The sequence below is a fragment of the Pseudomonas alloputida genome, from assembly GCF_021283545.2.
GTDB lineage: Bacteria > Pseudomonadota > Gammaproteobacteria > Pseudomonadales > Pseudomonadaceae > Aquipseudomonas > Aquipseudomonas alloputida.
On sequence record NZ_CP128540.1, the window covers coordinates 1,035,695 to 1,051,403 of the forward strand.

The window sequence follows — 15,709 nt, forward strand, 5'->3', positions numbered from 1 at the left end:
GGTCATGTGATACCTGTGGGAGCGGGCGTGCCCGCGAAGGGCCGCTAGGCGGCCCCATTTCAATTTCCGGCTTTGATACTGGTCCAGATTCGCGTACGAATACGGTCGATCTTCGCCGGCATCGCCTCCAGCGCATACAGCTTGCCCATCACCTCGTCGCTCGGGTAAATCATCGTATTACCCTTCATCGCCGGGTCCACCAGCCCGTCCGCCTTGAGGTTGCCGTTGGCGTACTGGACGTGGTTGCTGATGTTGGCCATCACTTCCGGCTGCAGCAGGTAGTTCATGTAGGCATATCCGGCCTTTTCATCCGGCGCATCGACGGGCATGGCAACCATGTCGAACCACATCGGCGCGCCCTCCTTGGGTATCGAATAGCCCACCTTCACGCCATTGTTCGCCTCGTCGGCGCGGTTCTTCGCCTGCAGCACATCCCCTGAGAACCCCACTACCACGCAGATATCGCCGTTGGCCAGGTCGCCCGTGTACTTGGACGAGTGGAAATAGCTGATGTAAGGCCGCACTTTCATCAGCAGGTCCTTGGCCTTCTCGTAGTCCTTGGGGTCTTGGCTGTGATGGGGCAAGCCCAGGTAGTGCAGGGCGATCGGCAGCAGTTCGGGGCCATTGTCCAGCACCGCGACGCCACAGCTTTTCAGCTTGCTCATGTACTCGGGCTTGAAGATCAGGTCCCAGGAGTCCACGGGCGCGTTGTCGCCGAGCACCGCCTTGACCTTGTCGATGTTGTAGCCAATACCGGTACTGCCCCACAGGTACGGGAAGCCGTACTGGTTGCCCGGGTCGTTCACCTCCAGCGCCTTGAGCAGCACCGGGTTGAGGTTGTGCCAGTTAGGCAGCTGGGATTTGTCCAGGCGCTTCAAGGCCTTGCCCTGGATCTGCCGGGCCATGAAATGGTTGGAGGGGAACACCACGTCGTAGCCGGAATTGCCGGTCATCAACTTGCCATCGAGGGTTTCATTGCTGTCGTACACGTCATAGGTCGGCACGATGCCGCTGGCTTGCTGGAAGTTTTTCAACGTATCGGGGGCCACGTAGCTGGACCAGTTGTAGATCTTCACCGTTTCAGCGGCGCTGGCCACGCTGGCGGCCAGCATCAGGGGGGCGAGGAGGAAGGTGCGCATGTCGGGTTTACCTTGCTTTGTCTGTTGTTATCGAAGGCAGGCGATCAGCGGATCAGAAAATAAGCACGTAGGTTTTGCGCACGGTCTCCTGGATGTCCCAGGTGCCGGTGCTGTTGGCCGGTAGCATCAATGCGTCTCCGGCTTCTATGACCAGGGGCTCGCCACCGTCGGGGATGAACGTGCAGCGGCCCTTGATGAAATGGCAGAACTCCTGTTGCACGATCTGCCGCCGCCAGCGCCCTGGGGTGCATTCCCAGATGCCGGTTTCAACGCCATCGCTGCGCTCCACGCAGGTGACTGACGTGACTGCCACGGGTTCGCCGAGCGGTACCGCGACCGGGTTGGAGCTGTCGAGCACGGCAAATTCGGTGTTCTTGAACTGGGTGATGCTCATGACCGGTGGATCCTGTACGAGTGAAAAGGGAAGTCAGTGCATGAAGCCTTCCATGAAGTCCGCAACCGAGATGGCCAGGCGCCGCCTCCACGGTGCACTGGCGGGGTTGGCGAGGGTCCGGTCCTCGTGGACGAAGCTCTGGATGATCGCGTTGTAGCCCAGCCAGCGGCAGGGCTCGGGAGGCCAGCTTGCCAGGCTCGATAGCGGGCGGTTGTCGAGCACCCAGGGTTGCGCCGTCAGTTCGTTGTGCTGGTTGAGGATCAGCGCCGCCAGGGTGCGCCCACCCAGGTTGGTAGCCCCGACGCCTTCGCCGCCGTAGCCGCCGGCAAGGGCGATGCCGCGCTGGCGGTCGCAAAGCATGTGTGGGCGGAAGCGTCGCGCCATGCCGAGGTTGCCGCCCCAGGTATGAGTGATGCGTACCTGTTTGAGCTGCGGGAACAGTTCGCCGAACAGGTAGCGGCGCAGTTCGACTTCGTGTTCGTCGAGGTTGAAGTTCTCGCGCAGACGCCCACCGAAGCGATAGCCACCGCGAGCACCGAAGACCAGACGGTTGTCGGCAGTGCGCTGGCCGTAGGTGACCTGGCGGCTGCTTTCACTGAAGGCTTGGCCCTTGCTCAGGCCAATTTGCTCCCAGGTGGCCTCTGGCAGCGGCTCGGTGGCCACCAGCAGGCTCTGTACTGGCAATTGGTGTTTGCCCAGTGGCGGCAGGCTGGCGGCGTAACCCTCCACGGCAGGTACCATCCACTGGCAGCGAATCTGTGCCAGCGGGGTACGCACCTCGCTCGGCTGCCAGTCGATGGCCGGGGTATTTTCGTAGATCGATACGCCCAGCGCCTCCACTGCCCGGGCAAGGCCGCGCACCAGCTTGGCTGGCTGGATGGTCGCCGTGTGCGGGCTGTAAATGGCTCCAAACGCATTGCTGACCCGCAGCTGGCTCCCCAGCTGCTCGGGGCTCAGCCAGCGGTAGTCGTCCTCGGTCATGCCTTGGCGATACAAGTCGTCGAGGTAGGCGCGCAGGCTGCGTTCCTGCTCCGGGTAGCGCGCCGCGCAATAAAGGACGCCGCCTTTGCGGTAGTCGCAGTCGATGCCTTCGCTTTGCAGCACGTGATGCACTTCATCCGGGATGCCGTGCAGCAGGTCGATGCTGGCGCGGCGCTGTTGCGGCGAGAGGGTGCCGAGCAGGCGGTCTTCGCCGAGCAGGTTGCCCATCAGCCAGCCCCCATTACGGCCGGAGGCGCCGAAGCCGGCGATTTGGGCTTCAATCACCGCGATGTTCAGCTGGGGGGCCTGGCGCTTGAGGTAGTACGCGGTCCAAAGGCCGGTATAGCCGGCACCGATGATGCACACGTCAACGTCGAGGTCATTGCGCAGTGCCGGGCGCGCGCACAGCGGCTCGTCGAGCTGGTCCATCCACAGGCTGAGCGTGCGCAGGGGTTGCATCGGGTTTGGCTCCACATCCGTCAAGGTCTGTGGGCGATGCTAGTGGTGTCAGTGGGCGGCTGTCTTACGTGCGTGCACGCAGGGAAATTTGCTTCAGGTAGGCCTTGGGCGTGAACCCGGTGTGTTCGCGGAAGCACTTGTAGAACGCCGACAGCGAGTTGAAGCCGGCACTGAAGGCCAGCTCGTCGATCGTCGCCTCGACGCTGTCGTCGCCGAGGCTGGCCATCAGGTGCTGCAGGCGTGCCTGGTTGACGTAGCGGTAGAAGCTTTGCCCCAGCACCTGGTTGAGCAGGTAGGAAATCTGGTTGCGGCTGTAGCCGCTGGCGTCGGCGACCTGTTGCAGGTCGAGCTCCGGGTCGAGGTAGGGGCGTTGACGCCGGAAGTAATGCTCCAGGTCCTGGGCCATGGTCGACAACTGCCGAGGCGACAAGCCCAGGCGGCTGGTGGCGGGGCGCGGACCGCTGTTGGCGTGGCCTGTGCCGTTCTGGCGGACCAGCGTGGCGTATTCGTTGACCCGCCAGATCAGCCCGTCCCTGACGGTGATCGCCTCGCTGGACTGGAACGCAACCAGGCCGTCACCGCCCTGGACCGTGACCTGATACTGGATGAATGCGGTGCTGCCATCGACGCGGATGCGGTCGCTGTGGACGATGTCCTCGCCGGCTTCATGGGGCAGGCAGGCGCGTACGTAGTCGCGCAGTTCCTGATGGCCGAGCACGCGGTTCTGAAAGAAGTCGTGGTACTGGATATCGGGGTGGTAGAGCGCCATGACACCGTCGAGGTCGCGATGCTTCCAGCAGAGGTGGTAGCGCAGCACGATTTCGGCGGTAAGCGGGGTTTGCTCGGGGCCGTCGGGGAGGGTGGTGGCGATCATGGGTGGATAGTGCATTGCAGAACACCCAGGTGCAAGGGCGTGGATCCTGCATATTGCACGGTTTGCTCAGGCGGCTTGGAGGGTAAGCCTTTGATTCTTATGAATGTAGTTTTTTGATACAACTGGCATGGCGGCTGCACCTTTCTTGTCACCATCGATCAAGGAGAAAGGCCATGCGCTCGATACTGCTTTGGATGATTGGGGTGCCGATTCCGGTGATCATTCTGATCTGGTTCTTTATGCATTGAGATTTTGGGGGCCGCTTTGCGGCCCTTTTGCTACAACTCTTCGCTACAAAAGGCGTGTGCAAGGCAGGGCCCGGATGTCGGGCTTGAGATCAATAAATCCAGTTTGGTGTTCTGATGAACACCAAAGGCCTCGTGACATTTTCTTCGGTATATAAATTGTAGATTTTTGGGGGAGTGTGCCAATGGCGTATTTTTCGCTGCGGGCCTGTAGATATGAGTGCTCATAGTAATGGACTATCAAATCTATCTTGCAAAAGTCATGTTGATATGTTGCCTTGCATGGCAGCATTTGCGGTAGTGGTGAAACTGGAAGTTTTGTAGACGCATCTGCCCGATTAGGCTTGACGGCGTCTGCAGTCAGCAAGCAGGTATCAAAGCATTGAAAATGCCTTGTCCCGTACACAAAAAAACTGACACTCCCCTGATAGTCGAATCCCGGTATCCGTCCGGCCAACACATCTTCCTGACGAAACCGGCGAAGGCCATGGTGTCCACCTAAAAGTGGACACCATTTCTGGCCCATCAAGCGGATTTTCCAGGCATCCTCAGCGCCGTACCTACAATAAACCTTTCAAAGCCCAGAGTGCGACGAGCCCGGCGCCTCCATCGCAAACATCGCCTTGGGCCACAGCCTCAATGGCAACCTCGTCCACAAATGGATTCAGCTCCACAATCAAAAAGCCTTGGCACTTCAGCTGGGCAGCGCAGCAAACTGCTGTTTTTCGCACTGAGGGCTGCCCAGTTTTCTAACAGTTAAAGAAACTGCTCCGCATAGTGGCACGCAACCTGCCGCGTACTCACCTGCCTCAGTGCCGGCACCTCCTTGGCACACCGCTCGGTCGCATACGGGCAGCGTTTGTGAAACGCACACCCATCCGGCGGGTTCAGCGGGTTGGGCAGCTCCCCGACGATACGAATTTTCGGCTTCAACGGGTCTGGATGAATCGCGGGTGTCGCCGACAGCAGCGCCTGGGTATACGGGTGCAGCGGCTTCGCGTAGATGTCCTCCTTCGGCCCCATCTCCGCCGGCCGCCCCAGGTACATCACCAGTACCTGATCCGCCACATGCCGCACCACCGCCAGGTTGTGCGAGATGAACACGTAGGCGGTGTTGAACTCCTTCTGCAGATCCATGAACAGGTTCAGCACCTGCGCCTGAATCGACACGTCCAGCGCAGAGGTCGGTTCGTCGGCCACCAGCACCTTGGGTTGCAGCATCATCGCCCGGGCCAAGGCGATACGCTGGCGCTGGCCGCCGGAGAACATGTGTGGGTAGCGCTGGTAGTGCTCGGGGCGCAGGCCGACCTGCTCCATCATCTTCTGCACTTTGTCGCGGCGCTCGGCCTTGCTCAGCGAGGTGTTGATCAGCAGCGGTTCGGCCAGTTGGTCACCGATCTTCTGCCGTGGGTTGAGCGAGGCGTAGGGGCTCTGGAACACCATCTGCACATCGCGGCGCAGTTGTTTGCGCTCTGCCTTGCTGGCGCCCTTCACCTCGGTGCCGGCAATTTGCAGCGATCCGGACGACGGCTCTTCGATCAGGGTCAGGGCGCGGGCCAGGGTCGACTTGCCGCAGCCCGACTCGCCGACCACGGCCAGGGTCTTGCCGGCCTCCAGTTCGAACGACACGCCATTGAGCGCGCGCACCAGCGCATGGCCCTTGAACAGCCCGCGGGAGACTTCGTAATGCCGGGTCAGCTCCCGGGCGGATAGAACGACGGCCATCACGCCACCTCCTGGTTCAGCGGGTAGAAGCAACGCACCAGGCTGTGGGCCTGAGGGTCGAGGGGCGGGCGCTGGCGCCGGCAATTGTCCTGTACATAGGGGCAGCGTGGTGACAGCAGGCAACCGACCGGGCGGTCGTAGCGGCCGGGGACGATGCCAGGCAGGGTGGCCAGGCGTTCGGCGCCAATGCTGTGCTCGGGGATCGCGGCGAGCAGGGCTTCGCTGTAAGGGTGGGCGGGCACATCGAACAGTTCTGGCACCTGGCCCACTTCCACGGCTTGGCCGGCGTACATCACGCACACCCGCCTGGCGGTTTCGGCGACCACGGCGAGGTCGTGGGTGATCAGGATGAGCGCCATGTTGCGCTCCTTCTGCAGGTTGACCAGCAGTTCCATGATCTGTGCCTGGATCGTCACGTCGAGGGCCGTGGTCGGTTCGTCTGCGATCAGCAGCTTGGGCTCGCCGGCAATGGCCATGGCGATCGCCACACGTTGGCTCATGCCGCCTGACAGCTGGTGCGGGTAAGCGTCCAGGCGGCTTTCTGCGGCCGGGATCTCGACCTTTTTCAAGAGCTCCAGAGCACGCTGGCGTGCAGCCTTGCCTTTCAGGCCCAGGTGCTGTCGTAGCACTTCCTCGATCTGGAAGCCTACGGTGTAGCTGGGGTTGAGCGCGGTCATCGGGTCCTGGAAGACCATGGCGATGTCCTTGCCCACCACCTTGCGCCGCTGACGGCCGCTGAGCTTGAGCATATCAGTGCCGTCGAAGGTCAGTGAGTCGGCGGTGATGCGCCCGGGAGCGTCGATCAGGCCCATCAGGGCCATCATGGTGACCGACTTGCCCGAGCCGGACTCGCCGACGATGGCCAGGATCTCGCCAGCGTCCACTTTCAGGTCCAGGCCGTCTACCACCGGTACTGCATTGGCGTCGCCGAAGCGCACATTCAGGTTGTTGATCTGCAACAGTGACATGGCGTTCTCCTCAGGCGGCATTCTTGAGTTTCGGGTCCAGCGCATCGCGCAGGCCGTCGCCCATCAGGTTGATTGCCAGCACACTGAGCAGGATGGTCAGGCCGGGCAGGCTTACCACCCACCAGGCGCGCTCGATGTAATCCCGGGCCGAAGCCAGCATGGTGCCCCACTCGGGGGTAGGCGGCTGCACGCCGAGGCCGAGGAAACCCAGCGCAGCGGCGTCGAGGATCGCCGAGGAAAAACTCAGGGTCGCCTGCACGATCAGCGGTGCCATGCAGTTGGGCAGCACGGTGACGAACATCAGCCGGGGCAAGCCGGCGCCGGCCAGGCGGGCAGCGGTGACGTAGTCGCGGTTCAGTTCGCCCATCACCGCGGCGCGGGTCAGGCGCACGTAGGACGGCAGGGAAACGATGGCGATGGCGATCACGGTGTTGATCAGGCCAGGGCCGAGGATGGCGACGATGGCCACAGCCAGCAGCAGTGACGGCAGCGCCAGCATCACGTCCATCAGGCGCATGATCGACGGGCCGAGCAACTGCGGGAAAAAGCCGGCCAGCAGGCCAAGGAGAATGCCCGGGATCAGTGACATCACCACTGACGACAGGCCGATCAGCAGCGATAGCCGTGCACCCTGAATCAGCCGCGAAAGCAGATCACGGCCCAGTTCGTCGGTGCCCAGGATGAACTGCCAGGTGCCGCCTTCCAGCCACACCGGCGGGGTCAGCAGGAAGTCGCGGTACTGCTCGCTCGGGTCATGCGGGGCGACCCAAGGCGCGAACAGCGCGCAGAACACCACCAGGCACATGAAGGCCAGGCCCATGACCGCGCCCTTGTTGCGCGCGAAGGCTTGCCAGAATTCTTTGTACGGGGAGGGGTAGAGCAGGCTCTGGTCCACCGGGCTGGCCGGTGACACGGATTTTGGAATCGGGCTAGTCATGGCAAGGGCCTCAGCGCTGATGACGGATGCGTGGGTTGGCCAGGCCGTAGAGGATGTCCACGACGAAGTTGACCAGAATCACCAGGCAGGCGATCAACAGGATGCCGTTCTGGACCACGGGGTAGTCACGGGCACCGATGGCTTCGATCAGCCATTTGCCGATGCCCGGCCAGGAAAAGATGGTTTCGGTCAGCACCGCACCGGCCAGCAGCGTGCCGACCTGCAGGCCGAACACGGTCAGCACCGGGATCAGCGCATTGCGCAGGCCATGGACGAACACCACACGGGCCGGCGACAGGCCTTTGGCGCGGGCGGTGCGGATGTAGTCTTCGCGCAGTACTTCAAGCATCGACGAGCGGGTCATGCGGGCGATCACTGCCAGCGGGATGGTGCCGAGCACGATGGCCGGCAGGATCAGGTGCATCACAGCGTCCTTGAACGCGCCTTCTTCATCGCTGAGCAGGGTGTCGATAAGCATGAAGCCGGTCTTCGGCTCGATGTCGTAGAGCAGGTCGATGCGCCCGGAAACCGGGGTCCAGCCCAGGCTCACGGAGAAGAACATGATCAGGATCAGGCCCCACCAGAAAATCGGCATCGAGTAGCCGGCCAGTGATATGCCCATGACCCCGTGGTCGAACAGCGAACCGCGCTTGAGTGCGGCGATTACACCGGCCAGCAGGCCGACGACGCCGGCGAACAGCAGGGCGGCGAAGGCCAGTTCCAGGGTGGCCGGGAACAGGGTGAGGAACTCGCGCCACACGCTTTCGCGGGTGCGCAGCGATTCGCCAAGGTCACCCTGGGCAAGTTTGCCGACGTAGTCCAGGTACTGGACCGGCAATGGCTTGTTCAGGCCCAGGCGTTCCATGGCCTGGGCATGCATTTCGGGGTCGACCCTGCGCTCGCCCATCATCACTTCCACCGGGTCGCCGGGGATCAGGCGTATGAGCGCGAAGGTCAGCAAGGTGATGCCGAAAAAGGTCGGTATCAGCAGGCCAAGGCGCCGGGCAATAAAACTCAACATTGTCGGGGTTACCTCATCAGGCCGTGGGGCGATCAGCCCGGTACGGCAGTGCCGCCGGTCCCCGTGTGGGTGGCCGGCGGTCGTTGTTGTTCTACTTCACCTTGGTGGTGGCGAAGTTGTTGTTGGTCAGAGGGTTGATCACGTAGCCCTCCACGTTGTCACGCATGGCGGTGAACATCTTTGGATGAGCCATGCTGATCCAGGGTTGTTCGTCATCGTACACTTTCAATGCCTCGTTATAGAGCCTTGCACGCTCGTCGTTGTCGATCACTTCGCGGGCGCGGCTGATCAGCTCCTGGAACTTGGGGTTGCACCAGCGCGCATAGTTCTCGCCACTTTTCACGGCATCGCAACTGAGCAGTGGGCTGAGGAAGTTGTCCGGGTCGCCGTTGTCGCCGGCCCAGCCGGTGGACACCAGGTCGGCTTCGCCGTTCTTCGCCCGGCGCAGCATCTCGGCCCATTCCATGACGCGGATATCCAGCTTGAGGCCGATCTGTTTGAGATCGGCCTGCAGCATCTCGGCAGACAGGCGCGGGTTGGGGTTGGTCGGGCCGCCGCCGTTGCGGGTGAACAGGGTGATTACCGTGCCCTCGGGTACACCGGCCTGGCTGAGCAGTGCGCGGGCTTTATCGAGGTCGCGCGGTGGGTTCTGGTTATGGGTGTTGTAGCCGATCATGGTGGGTGGGTAAGGGTTTACACCCACCAGTGCGTTGCCTTTGCCAAACAGTTGGTCGACATGGGTCTGGCGGTCGAAGGCCATGTTGATGGCTTTACGCACGCGCACGTCGTTGAGGTATTTGTGCTGGGTATTCATGGCGATGTAGCCGGTGACCAGGGCCTCGATTTCTTCAACCTTGAGTTTCGGGTCTTGCTTGATCGATGGCACGTCATCGGGCTTGGGATAGAGCGCCACCTGGCACTCGTTGGCGCGCAGTTTCTGCAGGCGCACGTTGCTGTCGATGGCGATGGCGAACACCAGCGCATCGGCCGGCGGCTTGCCGCGGAAATAGTCCGGGTTGGGCTTGAAGCGGACCTGGGCGTCCTTGTTGTAACGCTGGAAGATGAAAGGGCCGGTGCCGATCGGCTTGCTGTTCAGCTCGGCGGTCTTGCCAGACTTGAGCAACTGGTCGCCGTATTCGGCGGAGTAGATCGAGGTAAAGCCCATGGCCATGTCGCGCAGGAACGGCGCTTCCGGTCGGCTGAGGGTAATCACCACGGTGTGCTCGTCAGCCTTGCTGACCGACTTGAGCAGTTCCTTGAACCCCATGCTTTCGAAGTACGGGTAGCCGACGCTGGTCTTGTCATGCCAGGGGTGGTTCGGGTCGAGCTGGCGATTGAGGCTCCACAGCACGTCATCGGCGTTCAAGTCACGGGTGGGCTTGAAGTAGTCGGTGGTGTGGAACTTCACCCCCTGACGCAGATGGAAGGTGTAGGTCAGGCCGTCGGCTGAAATGTCCCAGCGCTCGGCCAGGGCTGGCTGGATCTCGGTGGTGCCGGGTTTGAAGTCGACCAGGCGGTTGAACACTGTCTCGGCCGAGGCATCGGCGGTGACTGCGGTGGTGTACTGGACGATGTCGAACCCTTCCGGGCTAGCTTCTGTACACACCACCAGCGGCTTGGCCGCCAGTTGCGTGGCGCCGCCCAGAAGCAGCGCGACCAGGGCTAGGCGCAACGGCCGCGATTTCATGAAAGCTCTGTGCATGTGTTGAAAACTCCCTGCTTGCATTGGTTCCAGCGTAGCCGCCCCGGCCCGCAGCGAAACGGGCCAGGGCGCCGACGGTCAGAGAATGTTGAACGGAATGGTGGTGACCACGCGGAACTCATCCAGGCTGCCATCGCCCTGGGCCTTGCTGGCGCGATGGGTGGTGTAGGTGGCGCGGATGCTGGTGTCTTTCAGCGGCCCGCTCTGCAACGCGTAGCTGGTGCCGATACCCCACTCATAGTGGGTTTCGCCATCCAGGCCATTCACGTCGTAGGCAGTGCCGCGGTAGTGGGTGCCGTCGATACCCCAGCCGCGGGCGTTGTACAGGTTGAACTTCAGGCCAGGCACGCCATAGGGCGCCATGTTCAGCACATAGGAAAGCTGCAGCGATTTCTCGTTGGGGCCGTTGAAGTCCGACAGCAGCGAGTTGGCCAGGAAGATGCCGTTGGTTTCGTGCAGGTAGTCGAAGTACTCATTGCCGTTGACCTGCTGCCAGGAGGCGCTGAGGGTGTGGGCTTGATGGGTCAGGCCCAGTGACAGGCTGTAAGTGTCGTTGTCGATCTTGCCCATTTTCTGGCTGCCGGCGTCGACGGTCTTGTAGTAGTTCAGGCCGGTGCTCAGGCTGAGCACTGCGCTGTCGCCGAGCACATGGTTGGCGCCGAAGTAGTACTGGTTCCAGAAGTCCTCGACCTTGGTGGCGTACAGGCTGGTACTCAGGCTCTTGAACGGCTGGTAGTTGATGCCGGCGGTGCTGGCACGGTCGGTTTCCACGCCGGTGGCGCTGTACTCGCTGCGGAACTTGCTGAGGCTCTGTTCGGTACGTGGCGAGACGCGGTCGAAGGTGCCCAGGTCGATGCTGAGGTTGTCGAATTCAGCGCTGTGCAGGAACGCGCCCTGGAAGCTCGAGGGCAGGGCGCGGTTGCCGATGTAGGCGATCATCGGCGTGTCCACCGACTGGCGGCCAAGGGTAAGGGTGGTGTTGGACACGCGCGCCTTGATATTGCCCAGGCCCAGTTTGCTCCACTGGCCGACGGGGTCGCCATCGCTGTGGGTGAGGGTGCGGTTGTTGGGGCCGGCGATGGCTTCGCGGCTCTGCTGCAGGGCGATGGCGTTGTAGCCGGCAGCCTCGACGGCGAAGCCCACGGTGCCCTGGGTGAAGCCGGAGCTGTAATTGAGGATGGTGCCCTGGACCCAGTTTTCACGGCTGTGGGTGTCGTGGCGGGTGCCGTCGTTCTTGTAGTACTTCCACAGCGGCGCGCGTGCGGCACGTTCGCGGGCATACCAGTTGCGGGTGCTACCGGACAGGCTTTGGCCGTCGATGAAGCCGCTGGCTTGCGCTTGCTCGCTGCTGCTTTTGAGGGTGAGCGGGAGGTAGTCCTGGCTCTGCGGATCTGCCTGGGCCACCGTGGAAAAGGCACTGATGGATAACGCCAGTGCGGTCAAGGTGAATACTTTCAAGGTTAAAGCTCCCTTTCTTTTCTAGTTATGGCCGGCCTTGTGGGCCGGGTGATTGCTGCGGTGTTGCCAGGGGTGCCGCGGGATCGCCGGGCAGAATCGGGGCGTTGTGTTGGCCGTTCTGGCCTCTTCGCGGGCAAGCCCGCTCCCTCAGGTAGGGCGCAGTGTCCGAACCTGTCGAGATCCTGTGGGAGCGGGCTTGCCCGCGAAGAGGCCGGTACTGGCTAACGCTTAATCAACACTCACACCGGAAAAATCATTGCGCCCAAACGGGCTGACCTTGAACTGGGAAACCTTGACGCTAAGCGGCTGGCTCACGATGGAATGCGCCACCGGCGTAATCGGTACCTGCTGCTTGAGCCGCTGCTGGGCCTGCTGGTACAGGGCGGTGCGTTGCGTACGGTCGGTCACTTGCTTGGCCTGCTTGACCAGGCTGTCGTACTGCGGATCGCACCACTGCGAGTAGTTGTTGCTGCCGATGGCATCGCAGCTGTAGAGGGTACCCAGCCAGTTGTCCGGGTCGCCGTTGTCACCGGTCCAGCCGATCAGGGCGATGTCGTGCTCACCGTTTTTCATGCGCTTGAGGTATTCGCCCCATTCGTAGCTGACGATGCGCACCTTGAATCCGAGCTTGCTCCAGTCCGCCTGGAGCATTTCGGCCATCAGCTTGGCATTGGGGTTGTACGGGCGTTGCACCGGCATGGCCCACAGGGTGATCTCGGTGCCAGGTTTGACACCCGCCTGCTGGATCAGCTGTCTGGCCTTTTCCGGCGCGTACGGGGCGTCCTTGATGCTGTCGTCATAGGACCACTGGGTCGGTGGCATGGCGTTGACCGCCCGTTGGCCGGCGTCCTGGTACACCGCCTGGAGGATGGCTTCCTTGTTGACCGCCATGTCCATTGCCTGGCGCACTTCCAGGCGGTCGAATGGCGGGTGCTGGGTGTTGTAGGCGATGTAGCCGAGGTTGAAGCCTGGTTGCTGGAGCACCTGCAGCGTGCTGTCGGCCTTGAGCGCCGGCAGGTCGGCCGGGCGTGGGTGCAGGGTCACCTGGCATTCATTGCGGCGCAGCTTCTGGATACGCACCGACGGGTCGGTATTGATCGAGAACACCAGGTTGTCGATCTTCACCTCGTTCGCTGCCCAATAGTCCTTGTTGCCCTTGTAGCGGATCTGCGAATCCTTCTGGTAGCGCTGGAACACGAACGGCCCGGTACCGATAGGCTGCTGATTGATGTCGCTGGGGCGTCCACTGGCCAGTAGCTGCTCGGCGTATTCAGCGGAGAGGATGGAGGCGAAGCTCATGGCCAGGTTCTGGATGAACGCGGCATCGACGGTGTTCAGGGTGAACACCACGGTCAATGGGTCGGTCTTCTCGACACGGGCGATGTTCTTGTCCAGGCCCATGCCGTTGAAATAGGGAAACTCGGTAGGGTAGGCCTGACGGAACCGATGACCCTTGTCGAGCATGCGGTTGAAGGTGAACAGCACATCGTCGGCGTTGAACGTGCGGCTCGGGCTGAAGGCCTTGTTGCTGTGGAACCTGACCCCTTCACGCAGGTGGAAGGTGTAGCGCAGGCCGTTGTCGGACACCTCCCAGTGCGTCGCCAGGGCCGGATGCACGGCGGTGCCGCCACGTTCGAACTCGACCAGGCGGTTGTAGATGGGTTCGGCGGCGTCGTTGTCGGTGGCGCTGGTGTACTGGGCGGTGTCGAAACCGGCGGGGCTACCTTCAGAGCAGAACACTAGGTTGTTGGCGAGCAGGACCGGGGATTGGCTGACCAGGCCCAGGGCCAGCAGCGCGGAAAGGCAGGTAACGTGGCGCATGGCAAATCCTTTTTCATCTGTTCGCGCCGCCTCCGGGTACGACTGACGGCAACAGTTCGCCGACCCCGTAGCGTATGGCCGCAGGACGACATGAAGGGGTAGCGGGGGTGAAGGGCACCCGCGATTCAGCGGGTGCCTCAGTCAGCCTATTTGTCCACGCTGACGCCGTAGAAGGAATTCAGCGCGAACGGGCTGATCTTGAAGTCCTTCACCTTGGCGCTCATGGGCTGGTAGACAGTGGAGTGGGCGATCGGGGTGATCGGTACCTGCTCCTTGAGTATATGCTGCGCCTTCTGGTACAGCTCGGTGCGCTTGGCCTGGTCGGACGTGGCCTTGGCCTGCTTGATCAGGTCGTCGTAGGGCTTGTAGCACCACTTGGAGAAGTTGTTGCCATCGACGGCATCGCAACCGTAGAGGGTACCCAGCCAGTTGTCCGGGTCACCATTGTCACCGCTCCAGCCAATCAGCATGGCACCCTGTTCGCCACCTTTGGAGCGCTTGATGTACTCGCCCCATTCATAACTGACGATCTTCGCCTTGATACCGATCTTGGCCCAGTCGGACTGGAGCATTTCAGCCATCAGTTTGGCATTGGGGTTGTACGGGCGTTGCACGGGCATGGCCCACAGGGTGATTTCGGTGCCTTCCTTGATGCCGGCTTCCTTGAGCAGTTGCTTGGCTTTCTCGGGGTCAAAGGCGGCGTCCTTGATGCTGTCGTCATAGGACCACTGCGTGGGCGGCATGGCGTTGACCGCCAGCTGGCCGGCGCCCTGGTACACCGACTCGATGATCTTTTTCTTGTCCACGGCCATGTCCAGCGCCTGTCGGACTTTCAGCTGGGCCATGGGGTTGGCCTCGTTGCTGCCCTTGATCTTGTCCATCACGTTGTAGGCGATATAGCCGAGGTTGAAACCGGCCTGCTGCGGCATTTGCAGGTTCTTGTCGGCTTTTAGCGGCTCGATGTCGGCCGGGCGTGGGAACAGGGTGACCTGGCACTCGTTCTTCTTGAGCTTCTGCATGCGCACCGAGGCGTCGGTGGTGATGGCAAAGATCAGGTTGTCGATCTTCACGTCCTCGGGCTGCCAGTAGTCCTTGTTGCCCTTGAAGCGGATCTGCGCGTCCTTCTGGTATTTGCTGAACACGAACGGGCCGGTGCCGATCGGCTTCTGGTTGATGTCGGCGGCCTTGCCGTTCTTTAGGAGCTGGTCGGCGTATTCGGCGGACTGGATCGAGGCAAAGCTCATGGCCAGGTTCTGGATGAACGCGGCGTCAACCTCGTTGAGGGTGAACTTCACCGTGTGCTCGTCAAGCTTCTCCACCTTGGCAATGTTCTTGTCCATGCCCATGTCGGTGAAGTATGGAAACTCGGTGGGGTACGCCTTGCGGAACGGGTTGTCCTTGTCGAGCATGCGGTTGAAGGTGAACAGCACGTCGTCGGCGTTGAACGGGCGACTGGGCTTGAAGTAGTCGGTGGTGTGGAACTTGACCCCTTCGCGCAGGTGGAAGGTGTAGGTCTTGCCGTCGTCGGACACTTCCCATTTGGTCGCCAGGCCCGGGATGACCGCAGTGCCGCCGCGCTCGAACTGGGTCAGGCGGTTGAACACGGTCTCTGCCGAGGCATCGAAGTCGGTCCCGGTGGTGTACTGCCCCGGATCGAAGCCGGCCGGGCTGCCTTCGGAGCAGAACACCAGGTTGGATGCGGCAACGGCCGACGGTGCGCCGCTGAGCAAGCCTGCACCCAGCAGGAACGGAATGACTGCGTGTTTGAGCATGGTGGCCTCATTGTTGTCATTTTTTGGATGAGGTGGCCTCGTGAGCCGACCTGCGGATACTTATGCAGGGGGCGTTCCCATTGCAACAGGTACAAGGATAGTTGACGCCGGGAAAGTGGTACGAACGTACATGGATGTCGCATCGGTATAACTTTTGGCGAAGTTAAACGTTTGCGTAGGCAAAATGATGGCGTTTTGCGCGATGTTTCTAGG

12 protein-coding genes are annotated in these 15,709 nt (G+C 61.8%); all 12 read right to left on the reverse strand.

Translation table 11 applies throughout. The features are described 5' to 3' along the window. Nucleotides 1-59: 59 nt before the first annotated feature. Entirely contained in the window at nucleotides 60-1,139 is a 1,080-nt protein-coding gene (locus LU682_RS04685; protein ID WP_003248478.1) for a polyamine ABC transporter substrate-binding protein, read from the reverse strand. 52 nt (nucleotides 1,140-1,191) lie between these two features. Further along, nucleotides 1,192-1,533, reverse strand: coding sequence for a cupin domain-containing protein (locus LU682_RS04690; protein ID WP_010952084.1), 342 nt, complete (start codon nucleotides 1,531-1,533; stop codon nucleotides 1,192-1,194). Nucleotides 1,534-1,566: 33 nt separating this feature from the next. Next, the gene (locus LU682_RS04695; protein WP_049586433.1) at nucleotides 1,567-2,973 is read right to left on the reverse strand and encodes an NAD(P)/FAD-dependent oxidoreductase; all 1,407 of its coding nucleotides are present in this window, start codon (nucleotides 2,971-2,973) and stop codon (nucleotides 1,567-1,569) included. A gap of 64 nt (nucleotides 2,974-3,037) precedes the next feature. Further along, a complete protein-coding gene (locus LU682_RS04700) occupies nucleotides 3,038-3,862 on the reverse strand; it encodes an AraC family transcriptional regulator (RefSeq protein ID WP_010952086.1) in 825 nt (274 codons plus the stop codon). Between the two features lie 986 nt (nucleotides 3,863-4,848). Further along, nucleotides 4,849-5,817, reverse strand: a complete 969-nt coding sequence (locus LU682_RS04705; protein WP_010952088.1) for a peptide ABC transporter ATP-binding protein — start codon at nucleotides 5,815-5,817, stop codon at nucleotides 4,849-4,851. Next, the gene (locus LU682_RS04710) at nucleotides 5,817-6,785 is read right to left on the reverse strand and encodes an ABC transporter ATP-binding protein (RefSeq protein ID WP_010952089.1); all 969 of its coding nucleotides are present in this window, start codon (nucleotides 6,783-6,785) and stop codon (nucleotides 5,817-5,819) included. Before LU682_RS04710 ends, LU682_RS04705 begins: the two co-directional genes overlap by 1 nt. Nucleotides 6,786-6,795: 10 nt before the next feature. After that, entirely contained in the window at nucleotides 6,796-7,722 is a 927-nt protein-coding gene (locus tag LU682_RS04715; RefSeq protein ID WP_009685150.1) for an ABC transporter permease subunit, read from the reverse strand. A 10-nt stretch (nucleotides 7,723-7,732) separates the two neighbouring features. Further along, a complete protein-coding gene (locus LU682_RS04720; RefSeq protein ID WP_003255257.1) occupies nucleotides 7,733-8,743 on the reverse strand; it encodes an ABC transporter permease subunit in 1,011 nt (336 codons plus the stop codon). 91 nt (nucleotides 8,744-8,834) lie between these two features. After that, nucleotides 8,835-10,445, reverse strand: coding sequence for an ABC transporter substrate-binding protein (locus LU682_RS04725; RefSeq protein ID WP_172835036.1), 1,611 nt, complete (start codon nucleotides 10,443-10,445; stop codon nucleotides 8,835-8,837). A gap of 78 nt (nucleotides 10,446-10,523) precedes the next feature. Next, complete coding sequence (locus LU682_RS04730) at nucleotides 10,524-11,903, reverse strand: OprD family porin (RefSeq protein WP_010952091.1); 1,380 nt, start codon at nucleotides 11,901-11,903, stop codon at nucleotides 10,524-10,526. 228 nt (nucleotides 11,904-12,131) lie between these two features. Then, on the reverse strand, nucleotides 12,132-13,724 hold the full coding sequence (locus LU682_RS04735; RefSeq protein WP_010952092.1) for an ABC transporter substrate-binding protein: 1,593 nt from the start codon (nucleotides 13,722-13,724) through the stop codon (nucleotides 12,132-12,134). Between the two features lie 146 nt (nucleotides 13,725-13,870). Beyond that, nucleotides 13,871-15,496 carry an ABC transporter substrate-binding protein gene (locus tag LU682_RS04740; RefSeq protein WP_010952093.1) on the reverse strand — a complete coding sequence of 542 codons (1,626 nt, stop codon included), beginning with the start codon at nucleotides 15,494-15,496 and terminating at the stop codon, nucleotides 13,871-13,873. Between the last annotated feature and the right edge of the window lie 213 nt (nucleotides 15,497-15,709).

Coding starts and splice junctions, on each gene's coding strand:
- LU682_RS04685 (WP_003248478.1), bottom strand. CDS start 1,139: ATGCGCACCTTCCTCCTCGCCCCCCTGATGCTGGCCGCCAGCGTGGCC.
- LU682_RS04690 (WP_010952084.1), bottom strand. CDS start 1,533: ATGAGCATCACCCAGTTCAAGAACACCGAATTTGCCGTGCTCGACAGC.
- LU682_RS04695 (WP_049586433.1), bottom strand. CDS start 2,973: ATGCAACCCCTGCGCACGCTCAGCCTGTGGATGGACCAGCTCGACGAG.
- LU682_RS04700 (WP_010952086.1), bottom strand. CDS start 3,862: ATGCACTATCCACCCATGATCGCCACCACCCTCCCCGACGGCCCCGAG.
- LU682_RS04705 (WP_010952088.1), bottom strand. CDS start 5,817: ATGGCCGTCGTTCTATCCGCCCGGGAGCTGACCCGGCATTACGAAGTC.
- LU682_RS04710 (WP_010952089.1), bottom strand. CDS start 6,785: ATGTCACTGTTGCAGATCAACAACCTGAATGTGCGCTTCGGCGACGCC.
- LU682_RS04715 (WP_009685150.1), bottom strand. CDS start 7,722: ATGACTAGCCCGATTCCAAAATCCGTGTCACCGGCCAGCCCGGTGGAC.
- LU682_RS04720 (WP_003255257.1), bottom strand. CDS start 8,743: ATGTTGAGTTTTATTGCCCGGCGCCTTGGCCTGCTGATACCGACCTTT.
- LU682_RS04725 (WP_172835036.1), bottom strand. CDS start 10,445: ATGCACAGAGCTTTCATGAAATCGCGGCCGTTGCGCCTAGCCCTGGTC.
- LU682_RS04735 (WP_010952092.1), bottom strand. CDS start 13,724: ATGCGCCACGTTACCTGCCTTTCCGCGCTGCTGGCCCTGGGCCTGGTC.
- LU682_RS04740 (WP_010952093.1), bottom strand. CDS start 15,496: ATGCTCAAACACGCAGTCATTCCGTTCCTGCTGGGTGCAGGCTTGCTC.